At 71.1% G+C, this 18,033-nt stretch carries 10 protein-coding genes; 6 read left to right on the top strand and 4 right to left on the bottom strand.

Annotated features, from left to right (window positions below):
* Nucleotides 1–96: 96 nt before the first annotated feature.
* Nucleotides 97–1,341, bottom strand: coding sequence for a YibE/F family protein (locus tag OHS82_RS21555; protein ID WP_443041061.1), 1,245 nt, complete (start codon nt 1,339–1,341; stop codon nt 97–99).
* A 1,039-nt stretch (nt 1,342–2,380) separates the two neighbouring features.
* Here OHS82_RS21555 and thiC point away from each other — a divergent pair.
* Entirely contained in the window at nt 2,381–4,189 is a 1,809-nt protein-coding gene (gene thiC / locus OHS82_RS21560) for a phosphomethylpyrimidine synthase ThiC (RefSeq protein WP_057576548.1), read from the top strand.
* A gap of 128 nt (nt 4,190–4,317) precedes the next feature.
* Nucleotides 4,318–5,820 carry a VWA domain-containing protein gene (locus tag OHS82_RS21565; protein WP_328434309.1) on the top strand — a complete coding sequence of 501 codons (1,503 nt, stop codon included), beginning with the start codon at nt 4,318–4,320 and terminating at the stop codon, nt 5,818–5,820.
* Nucleotides 5,821–6,090: 270 nt separating this feature from the next.
* Here OHS82_RS21565 and OHS82_RS21570 read toward each other — a convergent pair whose 3' ends face one another.
* From OHS82_RS21570 to OHS82_RS21580, 3 genes are all read right to left on the bottom strand, one after another.
* Nucleotides 6,091–6,984 (bottom strand): hypothetical protein, encoded by an 894-nt coding sequence (locus OHS82_RS21570; RefSeq protein ID WP_057576546.1) that lies wholly within the window; start codon nt 6,982–6,984, stop codon nt 6,091–6,093.
* A 203-nt stretch (nt 6,985–7,187) separates the two neighbouring features.
* Nucleotides 7,188–8,273, bottom strand: coding sequence for a metallophosphoesterase (locus OHS82_RS21575; protein WP_057576544.1), 1,086 nt, complete (start codon nt 8,271–8,273; stop codon nt 7,188–7,190).
* Between the two features lie 616 nt (nt 8,274–8,889).
* Nucleotides 8,890–10,002, bottom strand: coding sequence for a LacI family DNA-binding transcriptional regulator (locus OHS82_RS21580; protein WP_079041070.1), 1,113 nt, complete (start codon nt 10,000–10,002; stop codon nt 8,890–8,892).
* Nucleotides 10,003–10,460: 458 nt separating this feature from the next.
* On the opposite strand from OHS82_RS21580, the gene hisC reads away from it, so the two are divergent.
* The 4 genes from hisC (at nt 10,461) to cydD (ending at nt 17,971) form a co-directional block, all read left to right on the top strand.
* Nucleotides 10,461–11,540: a histidinol-phosphate transaminase gene (gene hisC, locus OHS82_RS21585; RefSeq protein ID WP_057576540.1), complete on the top strand. Its 1,080-nt coding sequence runs from the start codon at nt 10,461–10,463 to the stop codon at nt 11,538–11,540.
* A gap of 171 nt (nt 11,541–11,711) precedes the next feature.
* Entirely contained in the window at nt 11,712–13,220 is a 1,509-nt protein-coding gene (locus OHS82_RS21590; protein WP_057576538.1) for a cytochrome ubiquinol oxidase subunit I, read from the top strand.
* Nucleotides 13,221–13,240: 20 nt separating this feature from the next.
* Entirely contained in the window at nt 13,241–14,245 is a 1,005-nt protein-coding gene (cydB, locus tag OHS82_RS21595) for a cytochrome d ubiquinol oxidase subunit II (RefSeq protein WP_057576536.1), read from the top strand.
* Nucleotides 14,246–14,350: 105 nt separating this feature from the next.
* Complete coding sequence (cydD, locus tag OHS82_RS21600) at nt 14,351–17,971, top strand: thiol reductant ABC exporter subunit CydD (RefSeq protein WP_328434310.1); 3,621 nt, start codon at nt 14,351–14,353, stop codon at nt 17,969–17,971.
* The last annotated feature ends 62 nt before the right edge of the window (nt 17,972–18,033 follow it).

Raw genomic sequence — 18,033 nt, forward strand, 5'->3', positions numbered from 1 at the left:
CGCCCTTGCCTGCGTACGGGCCGCGCCGCCCGAGCGGCCTGTGCCGCCCGAGCGGCCCGTACCGCCCGAGCCGTCGGCACCGCCCAGCCTGCGTGATCAGTGCTTGCGTCGTCTGCCCCGGCCGCTACGGGACGGGGCCGGGGCCGAACCGACGGGCACCGCCTCCGCCGAAGCCGTCGATGCGGCCGGAGACGCACTCCGCGGCGACGTGGGCACCGCCGGCGGGGACGGGCGGTCCGCGGCGACCACGAGGGCCGCCAGAGCCGTCGTGACGGGCACGGAGGCGACCAGGCCGATCGAGCCCACCAGCGTCCGCACGATCTCCTCGGCGACCAGCTCGCTGTTGGCCACCGTCCCCACGCTGCTCTGCGCGATCGAGAAGAGCAGCAGGAGGGGCAACGCCGCGCCCGCGTAGGCGAGGACGAGCGTGTTCACCACGGAGGCGATGTGGTCCCGGCCGATGCGGATGCCGGCGCGGTACAGGGCGCGCCAGCCCATCGCCGGGTTGGCCTCGTGCAGTTCCCAGACCGCCGACGTCTGGGTGACGGTCACGTCGTCGAGGACACCGAGCGAGCCGATGATGATGCCGGCGAGCAGCAGTCCGCTCATGTCGATGGACGGGTACAGGCCGTGGATCAGGCCCGTGTTGTCGTCCGTGTTGCCGGTCAGGAAGGCCCAGTCGATGAACAGCGAGCCGAGGACGCCGATCAGCAGCAGTGAGATGAGCGTGCCGAGCACCGCGACGGAGGTCCGGGCCGAGAGGCCGTGACAGAGATACAACGCGATCAGCATGATGGCGCTCGACCCGACCACCGCCACGATCAGCGGGTTGGAACCCTGCAGGATCGCGGGGAGGACGAAGAAGTTCAGCACCATGAAGCTGATGGCCAGCGCGATCAGCGCCATGACGCCGCGGAGCCGCCCGACGACCACGACGGCGACCGCGAAGATGATGGCCAGCAACGCCATCGGAACACGACGGTTCACGTCGGCGACCGAGTACTGCAGGTCCTTCGGCGCGGAGGGCTCGTAGGCGACCACGACCTTCTCGCCCTGCTCCAACTGCCGTGACTGGTCCGGTTGGACGATCTCGGTGAACGTGCGGCCCTTGTCGTCGCCGGTGTCCACCCGGATCGTGGCCTTCTTGCAGGTGCCGCCCGCCTGCTGCTGGGCGGAGGACCCTTCGGCCGTGGAGGTGTCCCCGGTGGGGGTCTCGCCGGAGGCGTTCACCGACGCGCAGCTCACGCGCAGCACCTTGGTGACCGTGGCCTGCTGGGTCTGGCGGTCGAAGCCGACGCCGGTGCGCTCGTGCGCGGGCGCCCCGCCGGGCCACAACACCACGAGCCCCACCAGCACCGCGGCGCCGAACGGGATGAGGATGGCCGCGATGACCTTGCGCAGATGCCGGGAGACGGGGGCGGCCGGTCCGTGGCTGTGGCTGTGACCGTGCGTATGCCCGGGCCCGGGCCCATGTCCGCCGCCGCCGTTCCCGCCGCCGGTGCCGTCGCCGACGGCACCGGGACCAGCACCGGCACCGGCACCGGCATCGTGCCCGTGGTCGGCATCGTGACCGTGACGGGAGGCATGGCCGTGACCATGGCCGGGCCCTTGTGTGTCTACGCGGCGGGGTCCTTGAGCGTCGGCGCGGCCGGACCTCTGAGCGTTGTCGTGGCGGTGGCCGTCGTCGTGCCCCTCGCCGGGGCTGTTCCCCCAGCCGCTGTGACGAGGCGCGTCGGGGAACGGGTCGCGGCCGTCGCCGGGCTGGTGCCCTCGCCCGTACCCGGGCGGCTGCCCCGGCGGGTTGCCGCGCTCGCGTTGGGCGGGCCCGGACCCCTGCGCAGGAGTTCCGCCGGGACTTCTGTCCTGGCCGCCGGGAGCCGCACCACGAGCCTGACGACGCAGACCTCCCAGACCGCCGGCGTATCCCGGAGGCCGATCAGGGCTGGAGCCGTGAGGGCGCTCCTGAAAGCGACCGCGGTCGACACTGCGGTCCTCGCCGGGGTCGTGGCCGGGGCCTTGTCCGAAGCCGTTTCCGGCACCGGCGCCCGGGCCACTGCCGGGACCGTTTCCGGCGGCGGGCCGGCGGGGCGGCTCAGGCGGCGGGTACGGGGGCTGGTGTGTCGTCACCGCCCGATCATCGCAAGAACGAAAGAGGCCCACTGTTCACCGCGCCACATGAGCCGCTAGCGTGGAGCCACCTTTTGCACACGCGGGAGCTCGGAGCACCGGGCTGAGAGGACGCTGACCTCCGTCTTCGCGATGTTTCACGTGAAACGTCTCTCGAATCGAGTGATGTTTCCCATGAGCGTCGGGAGACGGTAGCCGCTGCGTCGACCGCCGAACCTGTTACCGGGTAATGCCGGCGTAGGGAGTAGGTCTCATGACCAACAAGGACGCACGCACGCCTGCCTCCATGCAGGACGTCACCAGCGACAACGCGGTCGACGTCGAGGCTGTGGAGGGCGGGAGGTCCATCGGCTGGCACAAGGGGTACGTCGAGGGCGATCGCCCCGACCTCCAGGTGCCGGTCCGACAGGTGCACCTCACCAACGGCCGGTCGGTCACGCTGTACGACACGTCCGGCCCGTACACCGATCCGCTCGTCGAGACGGACGTGCGCAGGGGACTCCTGCCACTGCGCGAGAACTGGATCATCGCTCGTGGCGACACCGAGGAGTACGCAGGCCGTCCCGTCCGTCCGGAGGACGACGGCATCAAGCACACCTCGCCGCGCGGAGGTCTGCGCAATCTCGACGCGGTGTTCCCGGGCCGCCCGCGTCTGCCGCGTCGTGGCCGGGACGGCAAGGCCGTCACTCAGCTCGCGTACGCGCGCCGGGGGGAGATCACTCCCGAGATGGAGTTCGTGGCCATCCGGGAGAACGTCTCGCCCGAGGTGGTGCGCGACGAGATAGCTGCGGGACGGGCCGTGCTGCCGGCCAACGTCAACCACCCGGAGATCGAGCCGATGATCATCGGCAAGCGGTTCCTGGTGAAGGTCAACGCCAACATCGGCAACTCGGCGGTGACGTCCTCCATCGAGGAGGAGGTCGAGAAGATGACCTGGGCGACCCGCTGGGGCGCCGACACCGTCATGGATCTGTCCACCGGTCGCAACATCCACACCACTCGCGAATGGGTGCTGCGCAACTCCCCCGTCCCCATCGGCACGGTGCCGCTGTATCAGGCGCTGGAGAAGGTCGACGGTCGCGCCGAGGAGCTGACCTGGGAGATCTACAAGGACACCGTCATCGAACAGGCCGAGCAGGGCGTGGACTACATGACGGTCCACGCGGGCGTCCGTCTTCCGTACGTCCCGCTCACGGCCAACCGCAAGACTGGCATCGTGTCGCGCGGCGGCTCGATCATGGCCGCCTGGTGCCTCGCCCACCACAAGGAGTCGTTCCTCTACGAGAACTTCGAGGAACTCTGCGAGATCCTCGCCGCCTACGACGTCACCTACTCGCTGGGCGACGGGCTGCGGCCGGGATCCATCGCGGACGCCAACGACGAGGCGCAGTTCGCCGAGTTGAGGACGCTCGGGGAACTCAACCGGATCGCCAAGCGTTTCCATGTACAGACGATGATCGAAGGCCCGGGGCATGTCCCGATGCACAAGATCAAGGAGAACATCGACCTTCAGCAGGAGATCTGTGATGAAGCTCCGTTCTATACGCTCGGCCCGCTGACGACGGACGTCGCGCCCGCGTACGACCACATCACCTCCGGCATCGGCGCCGCGATGATCGCCTGGTGGGGCACGGCGATGCTCTGCTACGTCACGCCCAAGGAACACCTCGGTCTCCCCAACCGCGACGACGTCAAGACCGGTGTCATCACCTACAAGATCGCCGCCCACGCCGCCGACCTCGCCAAGGGGCATCCCGGCGCGCAGGACTGGGACGACGCGCTGTCCGACGCCCGCTTCGAGTTCCGCTGGGAGGACCAGTTCAATCTCGCCCTCGACCCGGACACGGCACGGGAGTTCCACGACGAGACCCTTCCGGCCGAGCCCGCGAAGACGGCGCATTTCTGCTCGATGTGCGGGCCGAAGTTCTGCTCGATGAAGATCTCCCAGGACATCCGTCGGGCTCACGGCGGTAACAGGGCGGAGATCGAGGAGGGCATGGCGCAGAAGTCCAAGGAGTTCGCGGAGGGCGGGAACCGGGTCTATCTGCCGCTCGCCACCTGACGGCGGTGGTCGACGTACGACCCGGGCCGTCCTGAGGCTCGGGTGCGGTTCACCGAAGTTCCCGGTCGGGGAGGCTCACCCGGCCGGGGCCGGGGCTGGGACCGGGACCGCGGTGCTTGACTGTGCTCATGACTGCGCGATCCATGAGCAAGGGCGCCAACCTGGCGGTCGACTCGCCCGCCGTTCGTGTGGAACTCAGCTGGTCCGAGGGGGCCGGAGGGCCGGACGTCGACGCCTCGGCGCTGTTGCTGACCGCCGACGGACGGGTGCGGGGCGACGGTGACTTCGTCTTCTACAACCAGCCCCGCCACGCGTCCGGCGCCGTGCGGCACCTCGGCAAGCAGCGCGCCGGCGACGTCACGACCGACACGGTGGACGTGGACTTCGGTGCGCTGGAGGCCGTCATCACGCGGGTGGTGCTGTGTGCGTCGGCCGACGGCGGGGTCTTCGGACAGGTCACCGGTCTGACGCTGCGGTTGCTGGACCCGGACGGGCGATCCGAACTGGCTCGCTTCGAGATGCGGGCAGACACGGAGACGGCGTTCATCGGCGGTGAGCTGTACCTGCGCGAAGGCCGCTGGAAGTTCCGGGCGGTCGGGCAGGGGTACGCGTCCGGACTCGCGGGGCTGGCCACCGACTTCGGGATCACGGTCGACGAGGAGCAGGAGGAGACGGCCGCTCGGCCGGGCAGGCCGCCTCAGGTCCGCCCGGACCCGCCCCGGGCCGGCAGCCCGGGCATGCCCCCGACCGTCCCGCCGACCTCGCCGACAATCCCGCCGATTTCGCCGACACCCGTGCGCCCGGGCGTGCCGGGGACGGGCGCGGTGGGGACGGGTGCGGTGGGCACCGGGCCCACGGTTCCCCGCCTGACCAAGGGGGAGGAGCGGCTCCCCGTGGACATGCGCAAGCGCCTGTCACTGCGCAAGGAGCAGGTGGCCGTCAGCCTGAGCAAGCGGGGAGCGGCCGGGATCACCGCGCGGGTCGTGCTCGTCCTCGACGCCTCCGGTTCCATGGCGTTCCTGTACTCCCGGGGGGTGGTCGCGGACGTCGTGGAGCGGATGGCGGCCGTGGTGGCGCAGCTCGACGACGACGGCGAGATGCAGGCCTGGACGTTCGCCAGCGAAGCCGCTCGCCTCCCCGACCTGCGTCTGGGGGAGCTGCCCGAGTGGCTGCGGCTGCATGTGCGCGGGGGAGAGATGAGCCTGTTCCGGCGCGGCAAGAAGCCTCGCAAGGGGATGGAGCCCGGGCAGGTCGACATGCGCGCGGTCGGCATCCAGAACGAGGAGCAGAAGGCGATCGCGCAGGTCAGGTCCTACGTTCAGGAGAATCCGGCGCCTGTTCCGACGTTGGTGCTGTTCTTCTCCGACGGAGGGGTCTACCGGGACGCGGCGATCGAGCGGGAGCTGCGGGCCGCGGTCGAGGAGCCGATCTTCTGGCAGTTCGTGGGACTCGGCAGGTCCGACTACGGGGTCCTGGAGCGGTTCGACACGCTGCCCGGCCGCCGGGTGGACAACGTGGGCTTCTTCGCCGTCGACGACATCGGCAGCGTCCCGGACCAGGAGCTCTACGACCGGCTTCTCTCCGAGTTCCCCAGCTGGATCAGGGCTGCGGGGCAGGCCGGCATCCTCTGACGGGCCGTCCGGCCGTCGGACGTGCCCCGATCCCTCCCCGCCGTTCGTCGTCCGGGACAGGGCAGGCTGCAGCCCAGCCTCGGCACGGGCCGCCGCATTCGCCCCTCGGCACCCTGCCTCACCCGAGGCCCGAGGCCCGAGACCGGAGCCGGAGACCCGGCCCTCGGGGCGCCGCGCCGTCCTCGGTCTGCGCTCCCGGCGTCGGGCAGCGGACCTGTCGGACCGGTGGCCAGTAGCCGGTGGCCGGTGGCAGGGGCGCAGGCCGGACTCCTATTCCGGCTGGTGGTCCGGCCCGCCGAAGTCCGGGCTGGAGTAGTCCGGGCTGCTGAAGCTGGGCCGTGAGCCGGCCGTGCGGCCGTCGTCGGGGCTGCTGAAGCCCGGGCGGTCGTAGCCGATCTTCGGGAGACGGCTGACGGGAGCGGGCGGTACCGGGTCGCTGTGCACGGGGGTCACGGCGCCGGGAGCCGTCAGGGCCTCCCGGAGGAACGGCAGGATGCCGCGCTCCAGCAGGGCTTCCCGCCAGGCTTCCCTGGCCTGGTCCACCTCTTCGCTCAGTTCGCCGTACGGCCCGGCTTCCAGGGAGGGGCGGTTGCGCAGGGCGGTGAGCAGCAGCGCGACGGTGGCGACGAGGATCGCGGCCGCGGCCACGGCCCCGAACGCCCAGCCCGCCGTGAGCATCGTCCGGGCGAACGCCTGTTGGGGGTCGAGCACTCTGAGGATGTAGCCGACGAGGAGGAATATCGCCGCGGCGGTCGCGGCGAGGACGGGGGTGAGGACGGCGGCGACCGCGCCGGCGCCGGCGGCTTCGGCGGCCTGGGCCGCCTCCCCCATGCTGGTGGCGATGCCCATCGCGGTCGCGCCCGGTTCCGCGGGGCCGGTCCCGGCGGTGGACGAGGGGCCCGACGCGGCCGTCGGGTTCGCCGGTGCGGGATGGCGCAGTTCCTCGCGGATCTTCACGTAGTGCTGGTACTCGGCCGCCGCGGCCACCGTGATGAGCGCGGAGGCGTTGAGGGCCATGGTGCGCAGTTGTTCGGGGTTCAGCCGCTGTCCGACAGCGGCCAGTTCCGGGTGGTGTGGGGCGGAGCGCAGCGCCTCGTCGAGGATCCGCTCGTACTCCTGGCGGTCCTCGCTGTGCAGGTGCTGCGGAACGCTGTTCATGTGCATCCCCCGATGCTCCGTAGGGCTTGGGGCTCGCATGCCAACGAGCCGTCGGGCAGAAACGGAGGGGAGCCTGCTACGGATGAACCGATGGTAGAGCGGCGACGGCATGGCGTGACAGGGGGTTTGCCGAAATTGGCCCCTGGCCTGCGGCGCAGACGACGGGTCCGGAGCGGGGCGGGTGACGCCCCGCTGTCATCCGGTGACGCTCAGATGTTCAGGGGCAATTGCTGGACCAGGAGTTTCCCGGCCATCGTCACGCCGCCGTCCATCGCGATGGCCAGCCCGTCGGCGTAGACGTGCGGTCCCTCGACGTGCGGTCCGCTGTTGTCCTCGCCCTCCTCGGAGCCGACTTCGCCGAGCAGGTAGGGAATCGGGCTGTGGCCGTGAACGATGCGGGTGCCGCCGTACGTATCGAGGAGGGAGCGCACGGCGTCGGCGCCGCCCTCGTCACGGAAGGAGAAACGCTTCGTGAACTTGCGGAACAGATCCCACACCTCGTCCGCGTCGTTACGCGTGATCGTTTCGCGGACGGTGTCGTTGACCGCCTCGATCGAGTCGCCGTAGTCGAGGTAGGCGGTGGTGTCGGAGTGGACGAGGAGATGGCCGTCGACCTCCTCCATGGCGTCCAGACGGGACATCCACTGCAGGTGGTGGTCCTGGAGCCGGTCCATGTCGTACTTCTGGCCGCCGTTGAGCAGCCAGGCCGCCTGGAAGGTGGCGGTGCCCGCGCCGGAGTTGACCGGGGTGTCGCCGAACCGCTTGGCGCCGAGCAGCAGCAGTTCGTGGTTGCCCATGAGCGCCTTGCAGTACCCGCCGGCCGCGGCGGCTTCGGCGGACAGCCGCATGACGAGGTCGATGACGCCGATGCCGTCCGGGCCGCGGTCGGTGAAGTCGCCGAGGAACCAGAGGCGGGCCGTGCCCGCGCACCAGTTGCCGGCCGCGTCGACCAGGCCCTTCTCGCGCAGGGCGGCCACCAGGTCGTCGAGGTAGCCGTGCACGTCGCCGACGACGAAGAGCGGGCCCGGGCCGGTCACGGTGACCGGCGCCTGCACGACCGCCGGGTCCACGGCCACCTGGAGGGTGTCGCCGCGACGGTTGATGACGGGCAGGTCGCGCTGGGTCGGCGTGTAGCCGTCCGGGTGCTCCAGCGGCTCCTCGAGGGGCGGTGCGGCGTTCCCGGGATGGGTGTCGTGGTCGTACGGACCGGTCTCGTTGACGTACGCGGGCACCCGGAAGTCACGCAACGTCGCCGTCCGCTCCACCTCGGGTCCCTGACCGGCCCCCTGAGTCATCAGACCCCTCCACCATCGCGCCGCATCTGCACCCTTCGGGCTGCCTGGTCGCAGCGGCCCGGGGTGCCGTGCGCCCATCATAGGAATGCGGATCGCGCCGTGTGATGACCCAGGGGTGGGGAATCGAGGCGGGGCTCCGGTTCGTCGCGGCTTTCGCCCCGATTGGACCGGGCTTCGGCAGTCCCCGCCCATCCCACGCACACCGTGTCCGCACCACCGCACCACCGGAGGACTCCCGCCGGTCGGCGGGGTGCGCGCCGGCCGGGGACCCGGTGAGGGGCGTCGAGTCGGCCGGGGCGCGTGTGACTTCGGTGACTGCAGTGGACGAACGCGAAGCGCGGGGGTGCTGCCGGTCGTCCGCCGCGGCCGACGGCCGGGACCGTGTCCGGCGCCCGAAGGGCCTCGGGCACCCCGGTCGCCCGAGCCGTTCCCCGTCCGGCGGAAATCGCCCGTACGTGCTGCCCGCTCACCGGAGTTGACGCGACGCGGTCCGCCCCGGACCGAGCCCCTGCCCCGACCACCGAGCCCCGACGCCACCGCACCCCCTGGCTTCCCCTCGGCGTCCCCGGGTGGGTTCATCCCCTCGGAGTGCCCGTCCACGAGCGGGTCGCCCCGCTCACCCCTTCTCCGGCGCCCGGGGCGGGCTGACCGTCGTGCGGGGCGGGCGGCGCTGTGACGACGTGCGCACCATCAGCTCGGTCGGTATCACCTGCTCGACCGTCCGTTCCGACTCCACGCCCTCGATCGCGTCGATGAGGAGCTGCACCACCGCCGTTCCGATGCGGCGCGGCTTGAGGGAGAGCGTGGTCACGGGCGGCTCGGTGTTGGCGTACACCATGGACTCGCTGCAGCAGACGATCAGCAGCTCCTCCGGCACGCGCAGCCCGTAGCGCCGGGCGGCGGCGAGGAGGTCGGTGCCGTTGGGGTCGAACAGGCCGTAGACGGCGTCGGGGCGGTCCGGGCGGGCCAGCAGCCGGTCGGCGGCCACGGCGCCCGCACACGGGTCGTGGGCGGGGTAGGCCTCGTAGACGGGGTCCTGGCCGACCCGCTCGCACCACTGCAGGTAGGCGCTGGTCGACAGGTGGGTGTAGGTGTCGGTCGTGGTGCCCGTGAGCAGGCCGATGCGGCGGGCGCCGGCGTCGGCCAGATGGTCGAGGATGTCGAGGACGGCCGCCTCGTGGTCGTTGTCCACCCACGCGGTGACCGGGAGCGTGCCGGCCGGGCGGCCGTCGGAGACGACCGGTAAACCCTGCCGGACCAGCTCGCTGACCACCGGATCCTGGTCGGAGGGGTCGATGACGACCGTGCCGTCCAGGGCGACGTTCGACCACACGTCGTGGCGCGAGGTCGCGGGGAGGATGACGAGCGCGTAGCCGCGGGCCAGCGCGGCCGACGTGGCGGCGCGCGCCATCTCCGCGAAGTACGCGAACTCGGTGAAGGTGAAAGGTTCATCCCCGTACGTGGTCACGGTCAGGCCGATGAGGCCCGACTTGCCGGTACGGAGGGTTCGGGCGGCCGCGGAGGGGCGGTAGCCCAGTCGGTCGGCGACCTCGCGGACATGGCGTCGGGTGGCGTCGGGGAGCCTGCCCTTGCCGTTGAGGGCGTCCGAGACGGTCGTGATGGACACTCCGGCGGCGGCGGCCACGTCCCTGATGCCCGCCCGGCCCGGCCGGCTGCCTCGGCGTGAGGTTTCCGCGCGGCTCACCTGGTGCTTCCCTGCTGCTGTCATGGCGAGCCGATAGTAGGGCTCATTCGGTGGGGTAGGGCGGACGCATATGCACGCATTGACAGGCACGTTTCTGCAAGGCAACAGGGGGTCAAGTGCACTAGAAACAAAGTCAGTTGGCGGTTTCAACCCCAGGACGTGACGTGTCGGCACGGATGAGCCTGCCAACGCACCGATGTTTCGAAGAGGTCTCAACTCACCTGCACGAGGGATGCGCGCCACGGCGCGAGCCACCGGCGCATAGATATATGTGCGGCGCGCCCCCGGGTGTCCGCCCCTTCGTCCGTCTTCGTCCCCAGAAGTCGCGGAGCTCCCCGCGTCCCGGGGCGGCCGGGCGGACCGCTCGCTCCGCCCCGTCTCCCCAGACCGACTTCTCGCCGGCTCCTCACCTGTACGCACCGGGGCCGAATCCTCATAAGGTGAGCAGTATTGAAGCCGGTGGTGTCACGAGGAGGACTGCGGTGAGCGAGACGAGCCCCAAGCTGCGCGCCGAGCTGGAGGGTATCCCCACCTACAAGCCGGGCAGGCCGGCTGCGGCGGGCGGTCCCGTGGCCTACAAGCTGTCCTCCAACGAGAACCCCTATCCGCCGCTGCCCGGGGTGATGGAGAGCGTGACGGCCGCGGCCGCCGCCTTCAACCGCTACCCGGACCTGGCCTGCACGGCGCTGGTCAACGAGCTCTCCGAGCGCTTCGGCGTCCCGGCCGCCCATCTGGCCACCGGCACCGGCTCGGTCGGCGTGGCCCAGCAGCTGGTGCAGGCGACCGCGGGCGCCGGCGACGAGGTCGTCTACGCGTGGCGGTCCTTCGAGGCGTATCCGATCATCACGCAGATCAACGGCGCACGGCCGGTGCAGGTGCCGCTGACGCCGGGGGACGTCCACGACCTGGACGCCATGGCCGACGCGATCACCGACCGGACGCGGCTGGTCTTCGTCTGCAACCCCAACAACCCCACAGGTACCGTCGTCAGGCGTGCCGAGCTGGAACGTTTCCTGGACCGGGTGCCGCGGGACGTGCTGGTCGTGCTCGACGAGGCCTATCGCGAGTTCATCCGCGACCCCGAGGTGCCGGACGGCGTCGAGTTCTACCGCAAGCGGCCCAACGTGTGCGTGCTGCGGACCTTCTCCAAGGCGTACGGCCTGGCCGGCCTGCGGGTGGGCTTCGCCATCGCCCACGAGCCGGTCGCGGAGGCGCTGCGCAAGACGGCGGTGCCGTTCGGCGTCAGCCAGCTCGCCCAGGAGGCGGCGATCGCCTCGCTGCGCGCCGAGGACGCGCTGCTCGGCCGGGTCGGCTCCCTGGTGGGCGAGCGTCTGCGGGTGGTCGAGGCCCTGCGTGGGCAGGGCTGGACGGTGCCCGAGACGCAGGCCAACTTCGTGTGGCTGCGGCTGGGCGAGCAGACGGCGGCCTTCGCGGGGGCGTGCGAGCAGGCCGGCGTCGTGGTGCGGCCGTTCCCGGGCGAGGGCGTGCGGGTGACGATCGGCGAGAACGAGGCGAACGACATCTTCCTGAAGGCGGCGGAGGGGTTCCGTCAGGAGCAGTAACTCCCGCTGCGGGTGGTTGTCGCCGTTCGCCGGAGCGTTTTTGCTGGTCAGGTGACGTGTGGGAGGTCTCCGCGGCAGAGCGGGGACCCCCCTTCGCATGTCGAAAGTCCGTGCGGCATAATGGCTTGTGAATGTGAACGCATTCACAAGCGTGGAGTAAGGAGCGGCGACGTGGACCTGGCTTTGGCGCCGGAGACCCTGGCGCGCTGGCAGTTCGGCATCACCACCGTCTACCACTTCCTCTTCGTCCCCCTGACGATCTCCCTGGCGGCCCTGACCGCCGGACTGCAGACCGCCTGGGTGCGCACGGAGAACGAGAAGTACCTCAGGGCGACGAAGTTCTGGGGCAAGCTCTTCCTGATCAACATCGCGATGGGCGTCGTCACGGGCATCGTGCAGGAGTTCCAGTTCGGCATGAACTGGTCCGACTACTCGCGCTTCGTCGGCGACGTCTTCGGCGCCCCGCTCGCCTTCGAGGCCCTGATCGCCTTCTTCTTCGAGTCCACCTTCATCGGCCTGTGGATCTTCGGCTGGGACAAGCTGCCGAAGAAGATCCACCTGGCCTGCATCTGGATGGTCTCGATCGGCACGATCCTGTCGGCCTACTTCATCCTCGCGGCCAACTCGTGGATGCAGCATCCCGTGGGCTACCGGATCAACGAGAAGAAGGGCCGGGCCGAGCTGACCGACTTCTGGGCCGTGCTCACCCAGAACACCGCGCTCGCCCAGGTCTTCCACACCCTGTCGGCGGCCTTCCTGACCGGTGGCGCCTTCATGGTGGGCATCGCCGCCTTCCACCTGTACCGCAGGAAGCACATCCCGGTGATGAAGACCTCGCTGCGGCTGGGCCTGATCACCGTGGTCATCGCCGGTCTGCTCACGGCGGTCAGCGGCGACACCCTCGGCAAGGTGATGTTCAAGCAGCAGCCGATGAAGATGGCGGCAGCCGAGGCACTGTGGGACGGCGAGGCGCCCGCTCCCTTCTCCGTCTTCGCCTACGGCGACGTCGAGAAGGGCCACAACACGGTCGCCGTCGAGATCCCGGGACTGCTGTCCTTCCTCGCGAATGACGACTTCAGCTCGTACGTCCCCGGCATCAACGACGTGAACAAGGCCGAGCAGGAGAAGTTCGGGCCCGGCGACTACCGGCCCAACATCCCCGTCGCCTACTGGGGCTTCCGCTGGATGATCGGCTTCGGCATGGCCTCCTTCACGATCGGACTGGCCGGACTCTGGCTCACCCGCCGCAAGTTCCTGCTGCCGCAGCACCTGAGGGTCGGCGAGGACGAGGTGCCGCACGTGGTGCTGTTCGGAAAGAAGGCGCTCGGCCCCAAGCTCACGAGGCTCTACTGGCTGGTGGCGATCTGGACCCTGGGCTTCCCGCTGATCGCCAACTCCTGGGGCTGGATCTTCACCGAGATGGGCCGCCAGCCCTGGGTGGTCTACGGCGTTCTGCAGACCCGGGACGCGGTCTCCCCCGGGGTCTCCCAGGGCGAGGTCCTTCTCTCGATGACCGTCTTCACCGCGCTGTACGCCATCCTCGCCGTCGTCGAGGTCAAGCTGCTGGCCAAGTACGTGAAGGCCGGCCCGCCGGAGCTCACCGAGGCCGACCTCAACCCGCCCACGAAGATCGGCGGCGACTCCCAGGACGCCGACAAGCCGATGGCCTTCTCCTACTAGGCCGAGGGAGCTGCACAGTCATGGAACTGCACGACGTCTGGTTCGTCCTCATCGCCGTCCTGTGGACCGGCTACTTCTTCCTGGAGGGCTTCGACTTCGGGGTCGGAATCCTCACCAGGCTGCTCGCCCGCGACCGGCCCGAGCGGCGGGTGCTGATCAACACCATCGGGCCGGTCTGGGACGGCAACGAGGTGTGGCTGCTCACGGCGGGTGGCGCGACGTTCGCCGCCTTCCCCGAGTGGTACGCCACGCTCTTCTCCGGCTTCTACCTGCCCCTGCTGCTCATCCTGGTCTGCCTGATCGTGCGCGGCGTCGCCTTCGAGTACCGGGCCAAGCGGCCGGAGGAGAACTGGCAGCGCAACTGGGAGACCGCGATCTTCTGGACCTCGCTCCTCCCGGCGTTCCTGTGGGGCGTCGCCTTCGGCAACATCGTGGGAGGCGTCAAGATCGACCGGAACTTCGAGTACGTGGGCGGCTTCTGGGACCTGCTCAACCCGTACGCGTTGCTCGGCGGCCTGGTGACGCTGACGCTGTTCACCTTCCACGGAGCGGTGTTCACCGCGCTGAAGACCGTGGGTGACATCCGGGCGCGGGCACGGAAGCTGGCGTCGAAGGTCGGCGTCGTGACCGCCGTCCTCGCGTTGGTCTTCCTGACCTGGACGCAGATCGACAGCGGTGACGCCAAGAGTCTGGTCGCCCTCGTCGTGGCGGTCGCCGCCCTGATCGCGGCCCTCGTGGCGAACCGATCGGGGCGGGAGGGCTGGTCGTTCGCCCTCTCCGGCGTGACCATCGTGGCCGCCGTGGCGATGCTCTTCCTGTCGCTCTTCCCGAACGTCATGCCGTCCTCGCTCAACGAGGACTGGAGCCTGACGGTGACCAACGCCTCGTCGAGTCCGTACACCTTGAAGATCATGACGTGGTGTGCAGGGGTCGCCACCCCGCTCGTCCTGCTCTACCAGGGCTGGACGTACTGGGTGTTCCGCAAGCGGATCGGCACACAGCACCTCGCCGAGCCGGTGCACTGAGTTCGACTCAGGCTGACGTAGGTGGTGTTTCACGTGTAACACCACCTACGGGAAGAGAGGGCGTGTTTCACGTGAAACACGCCCGTCGAGAAGAGGGTGTTTCACGTGAAACCGATCGACCCGCGTCTCCTGCGGTACGCCGGGGCCACCCGCCTCTTCCTGGTGGCGGTCGTCGGCCTGGGCGCTGTCGGGGCGGCGCTGGTCATCGCGCAGGCGATGCTGATCGCCGAGGCGGTGGTCGGCGCCTTCCAGCACGGTATGACCGTCGCCGAACTGCGCACCCCCCTGGTGCTGTTGGCGGCGGTGGCGGTCGGCCGCGCACTGGTCGCCTGGCTCACCGAACTCGCCGCCCACAGGGCCAGCGCCGCCGTGAAGTCCGAGCTGCGGGGCCGGCTGCTGGAACGCGCCACCGCCCTGGGACCAGGCTGGCTCGCCGGGCAGCGCACGGGCTCGCTGGTCGCCCTCGCCACGCGTGGTGTGGACGCCCTGGACGACTACTTCTCGCGTTATCTGCCGCAGCTGGGTCTGGCGGTGGTGGTGCCGGTCGCGGTGCTGGCGCGGATCGTGACCGAGGACTGGGTGTCCGCCGCGATCATCGTCGGGACCCTGCCGCTGATCCCGGTCTTCATGATGCTGATCGGCTGGGCCACACAGTCGCGGATGGACCGTCAGTGGCGACTGCTGTCCCGACTGTCGGGACATTTCCTGGACGTCGTCGCAGGCCTGCCCACGCTGAAGGTGTTCGGGCGGGCCAAGGCGCAGGCCGAGTCGATCCGCCGCATCACCGGTGAGTACCGGCAGGCGACCATGCGGACGCTGCGGATCGCCTTCATCTCGTCGTTCGCGCTGGAGTTGCTGTCGACGCTCTCGGTGGCCCTGGTCGCCGTGACGATCGGCATGAGGCTCGTGCACGGCGAGATGGACCTGTACATAGGGCTGGTGATCCTCGTGCTCGCCCCCGAGGCGTACCTCCCGCTGCGGCAGGTCGGAGCGCAGTACCACGCGGCTGCCGAGGGTCTGGCAGCCGCCGAGGAGATCTTCGAGGTGCTGGAGACGACGGTGTCCGAGCCGGGCACGGTCGCGGTGACCGGAGGCGGCCTGGCCTTCGAGGGAGTGACCGTCCGCTACCCCGGGCGGACCGCCGACGCCGTCTCGCACACGTCCTTCACCGTCCGGCCCGGAGAGACGGTCGCGCTCGTCGGACCGAGCGGCGCGGGCAAGTCGACCCTGCTGAACACGCTGTTGGGCTTCGTGCGGCCGGCCGAGGGCCGGGTGCTGGCCGGGGGAGTCGACCTGGCGGAGGCCGACCTGGAGCAGTGGCGGTCACGGGTCGCGTGGGTGCCCCAGCGGCCGCACCTCTTCGCAGGGACGATCGCGGAGAACGTCCGGCTGGCGCGTCCCGATGCCGACGACGCGGACGTGCGGCGGGCGCTGGCGGACGCGGGGGCGCTGGAGTTCGTCGACGCCCTGCCCGCCGGGGCCGACGCCGTGCTCGGTGAGGACGGTGCCGGACTGTCCGCCGGGCAACGGCAGCGGCTCGCGCTGGCCCGGGCGTTCCTCGCGGACCGTCCTGTGCTGCTGCTGGACGAGCCGACGGCGGCGCTCGACGGGGAGACCGAGGCGGGGGTCGTGGCGGCCGTACGGCGGCTGGCAACCGGCCGGACCGTGCTGCTGGTCGTGCACCGGCCGGCGTTGCTCGCGGTGGCGGACCGTGTGGTGCGGCTCGAGCCGGCCGGGACCCAGACCGACACCACAGCCGACACCGGGGCCGGGACCGGGGCAGGCCTCGGAGCCGGACCGGAGGCGGCGGCCTGGAAGGAGGGGTGCGGACCTCTGGAGGCCGCCCCCGAGAACGATCACGTCCCTCCGGCGGAGACGGCGGTCGTGGCCGGCCCGGGTGCACTGGGGCCCTACCGATACGGGAACGGCGCAAGCAACGGCGACGGCGACGGTGGAAGCGACGGCGACGGGAACGGGAACGGCGTGCTCGCCCGGATTCGTGCCATGGCCGGGGCGCGGCGCGGGCGGCTCACCCTCGCGCTGCTGCTGGGCAGCCTGGCTCTCGGCAGCGCGGTGGGCCTCATGGCCACCTCCGGCTGGCTCATCTCACGGGCCGCGCAGCAGCCGCCCGTGCTGTACCTGATGGTGGCCGTGACGGCGACCCGTGCCTTCGGTATCGGACGGGCGGTGTTCCGGTACGCCGAGCGGCTCGTGTCGCACGACGCCGTACTGCGGATGCTGGCCGACACCCGGGTCGCCGTCTACCGGCGACTGGAGCGGCTGGCCCCCGCCGGGCTGCGCACGACGCGCCGCGGCGACCTGCTGTCGCGACTCGTCGCCGACGTGGACGCCCTCCAGGACTACTGGCTGCGCTGGCTGCTGCCCGTCGGCGCGGCCGTCGTCGTCTCGACGGGGTCCGTCGCCTTCACGGCGTGGCTGCTGCCCGAGGCCGGCGCCGTGCTCGCCGCCGGGCTGCTGGCGGCCGGGGTGGGCGTCCCGCTGGTCACCGGCACGGTGGCGCGCCGGGCGGAGCGTCGGCTGGCCCCCGCCCGGGGCGCGCTCGCCGCCCGTACGGCCGACCTGCTCACGGGCACGGCCGAGCTGACCGTGGCGGGCGCCCTGCCCTCCCGTACCGCGGGGGTGCGCGCGGCGGACTCCGTGCTCACCCGGATCGCCTCGCGCACCGCGACCGCCACCGCGCTCGGCGACGGACTGACCGCGCTCGTGTCCGGGCTGACCGTGACGGCCGCGGCACTCGTGGGGGCCCGGGCGGTCGCGGACGGGCGGCTGGACGGCGTGATCATGGCGGTGGTGGTCCTTACCCCGCTGGCCGCGTTCGAGGCCGTCCTGGGACTGCCCGCAGCCGTGCGGTACCGCCAGCGGGTGCGCCGGAGCGCGGAGCGGGTGTTCGAGGTGCTGGACTCCCCCGAGCCGGTGCGCGAACCCGAGCGGCCGGGCAGTGCGCCCGCGTCGCCGTTCCCGCTCGTGGTGCGGGGGCTCGCGGCCCGCCACGCCGGACAGGACCGGGACGCGCTCACCGGCGTCGACCTCACATTGACGCAGGGGCGCAGGATCGCCGTCGTGGGCGCCTCGGGCTCAGGCAAGACCACGCTCGCGCAGGTGCTGTTGCGGTTCCTGGACCCGGGCGCCGGCTCGTACACGCTGGCCGGGGTGGACGCGCGCTCGCTGGACGGCGACGACGTGCGCCGGTTCGTGGGGCTGTGCGCCCAGGACGCGCATCTCTTCGACAGCTCGGTCCGGGAGAACCTGCTGCTGGCGCGCAAGGGGGCGAGTGAGGCGGAGCTGAGGGACGCGCTGGCGCGGGCCCGGCTGCTGGAGTGGGCCGACGGCCTGCCCGACGGGCTCGACACCCTGGTGGGCGAGCACGGGGCCCGGCTGTCCGGCGGACAACGGCAGCGGCTGGCGCTGGCCAGGGCACTGCTCGCCGACTTCCCCGTCCTGGTGCTCGACGAGCCCGCCGAGCATCTGGACCTGGCGACCGCCGACGCGCTCACCCACGATCTGCTGGCCGCCACCGAGGGCCGTACGACCCTGCTCATCACTCACCGGCTGGCCGGCCTCGAGGCGGTCGACGAGGTGGTCGTCCTGGACGAGGGGCGGGTGGTGCAGCGCGGCCGGTACGCCGAGTTGACCGCCGTGGCGGGCCCGCTGCGCCGCATGACGGAGCGGGAGGAAGCCGCGGAGGTCCTGGCGGCGGCGCGGTGAACGGATGCTTCGGCCGAAGGGTCCGTGGTCGGACAGTCCGTGGTCGAACTGGCCGTGGCCGG

Origin of the sequence: Streptomyces sp. NBC_00425, assembly GCF_036030735.1 — a bacterium.
Classification (GTDB): Bacteria; Actinomycetota; Actinomycetes; order Streptomycetales; family Streptomycetaceae; genus Streptomyces.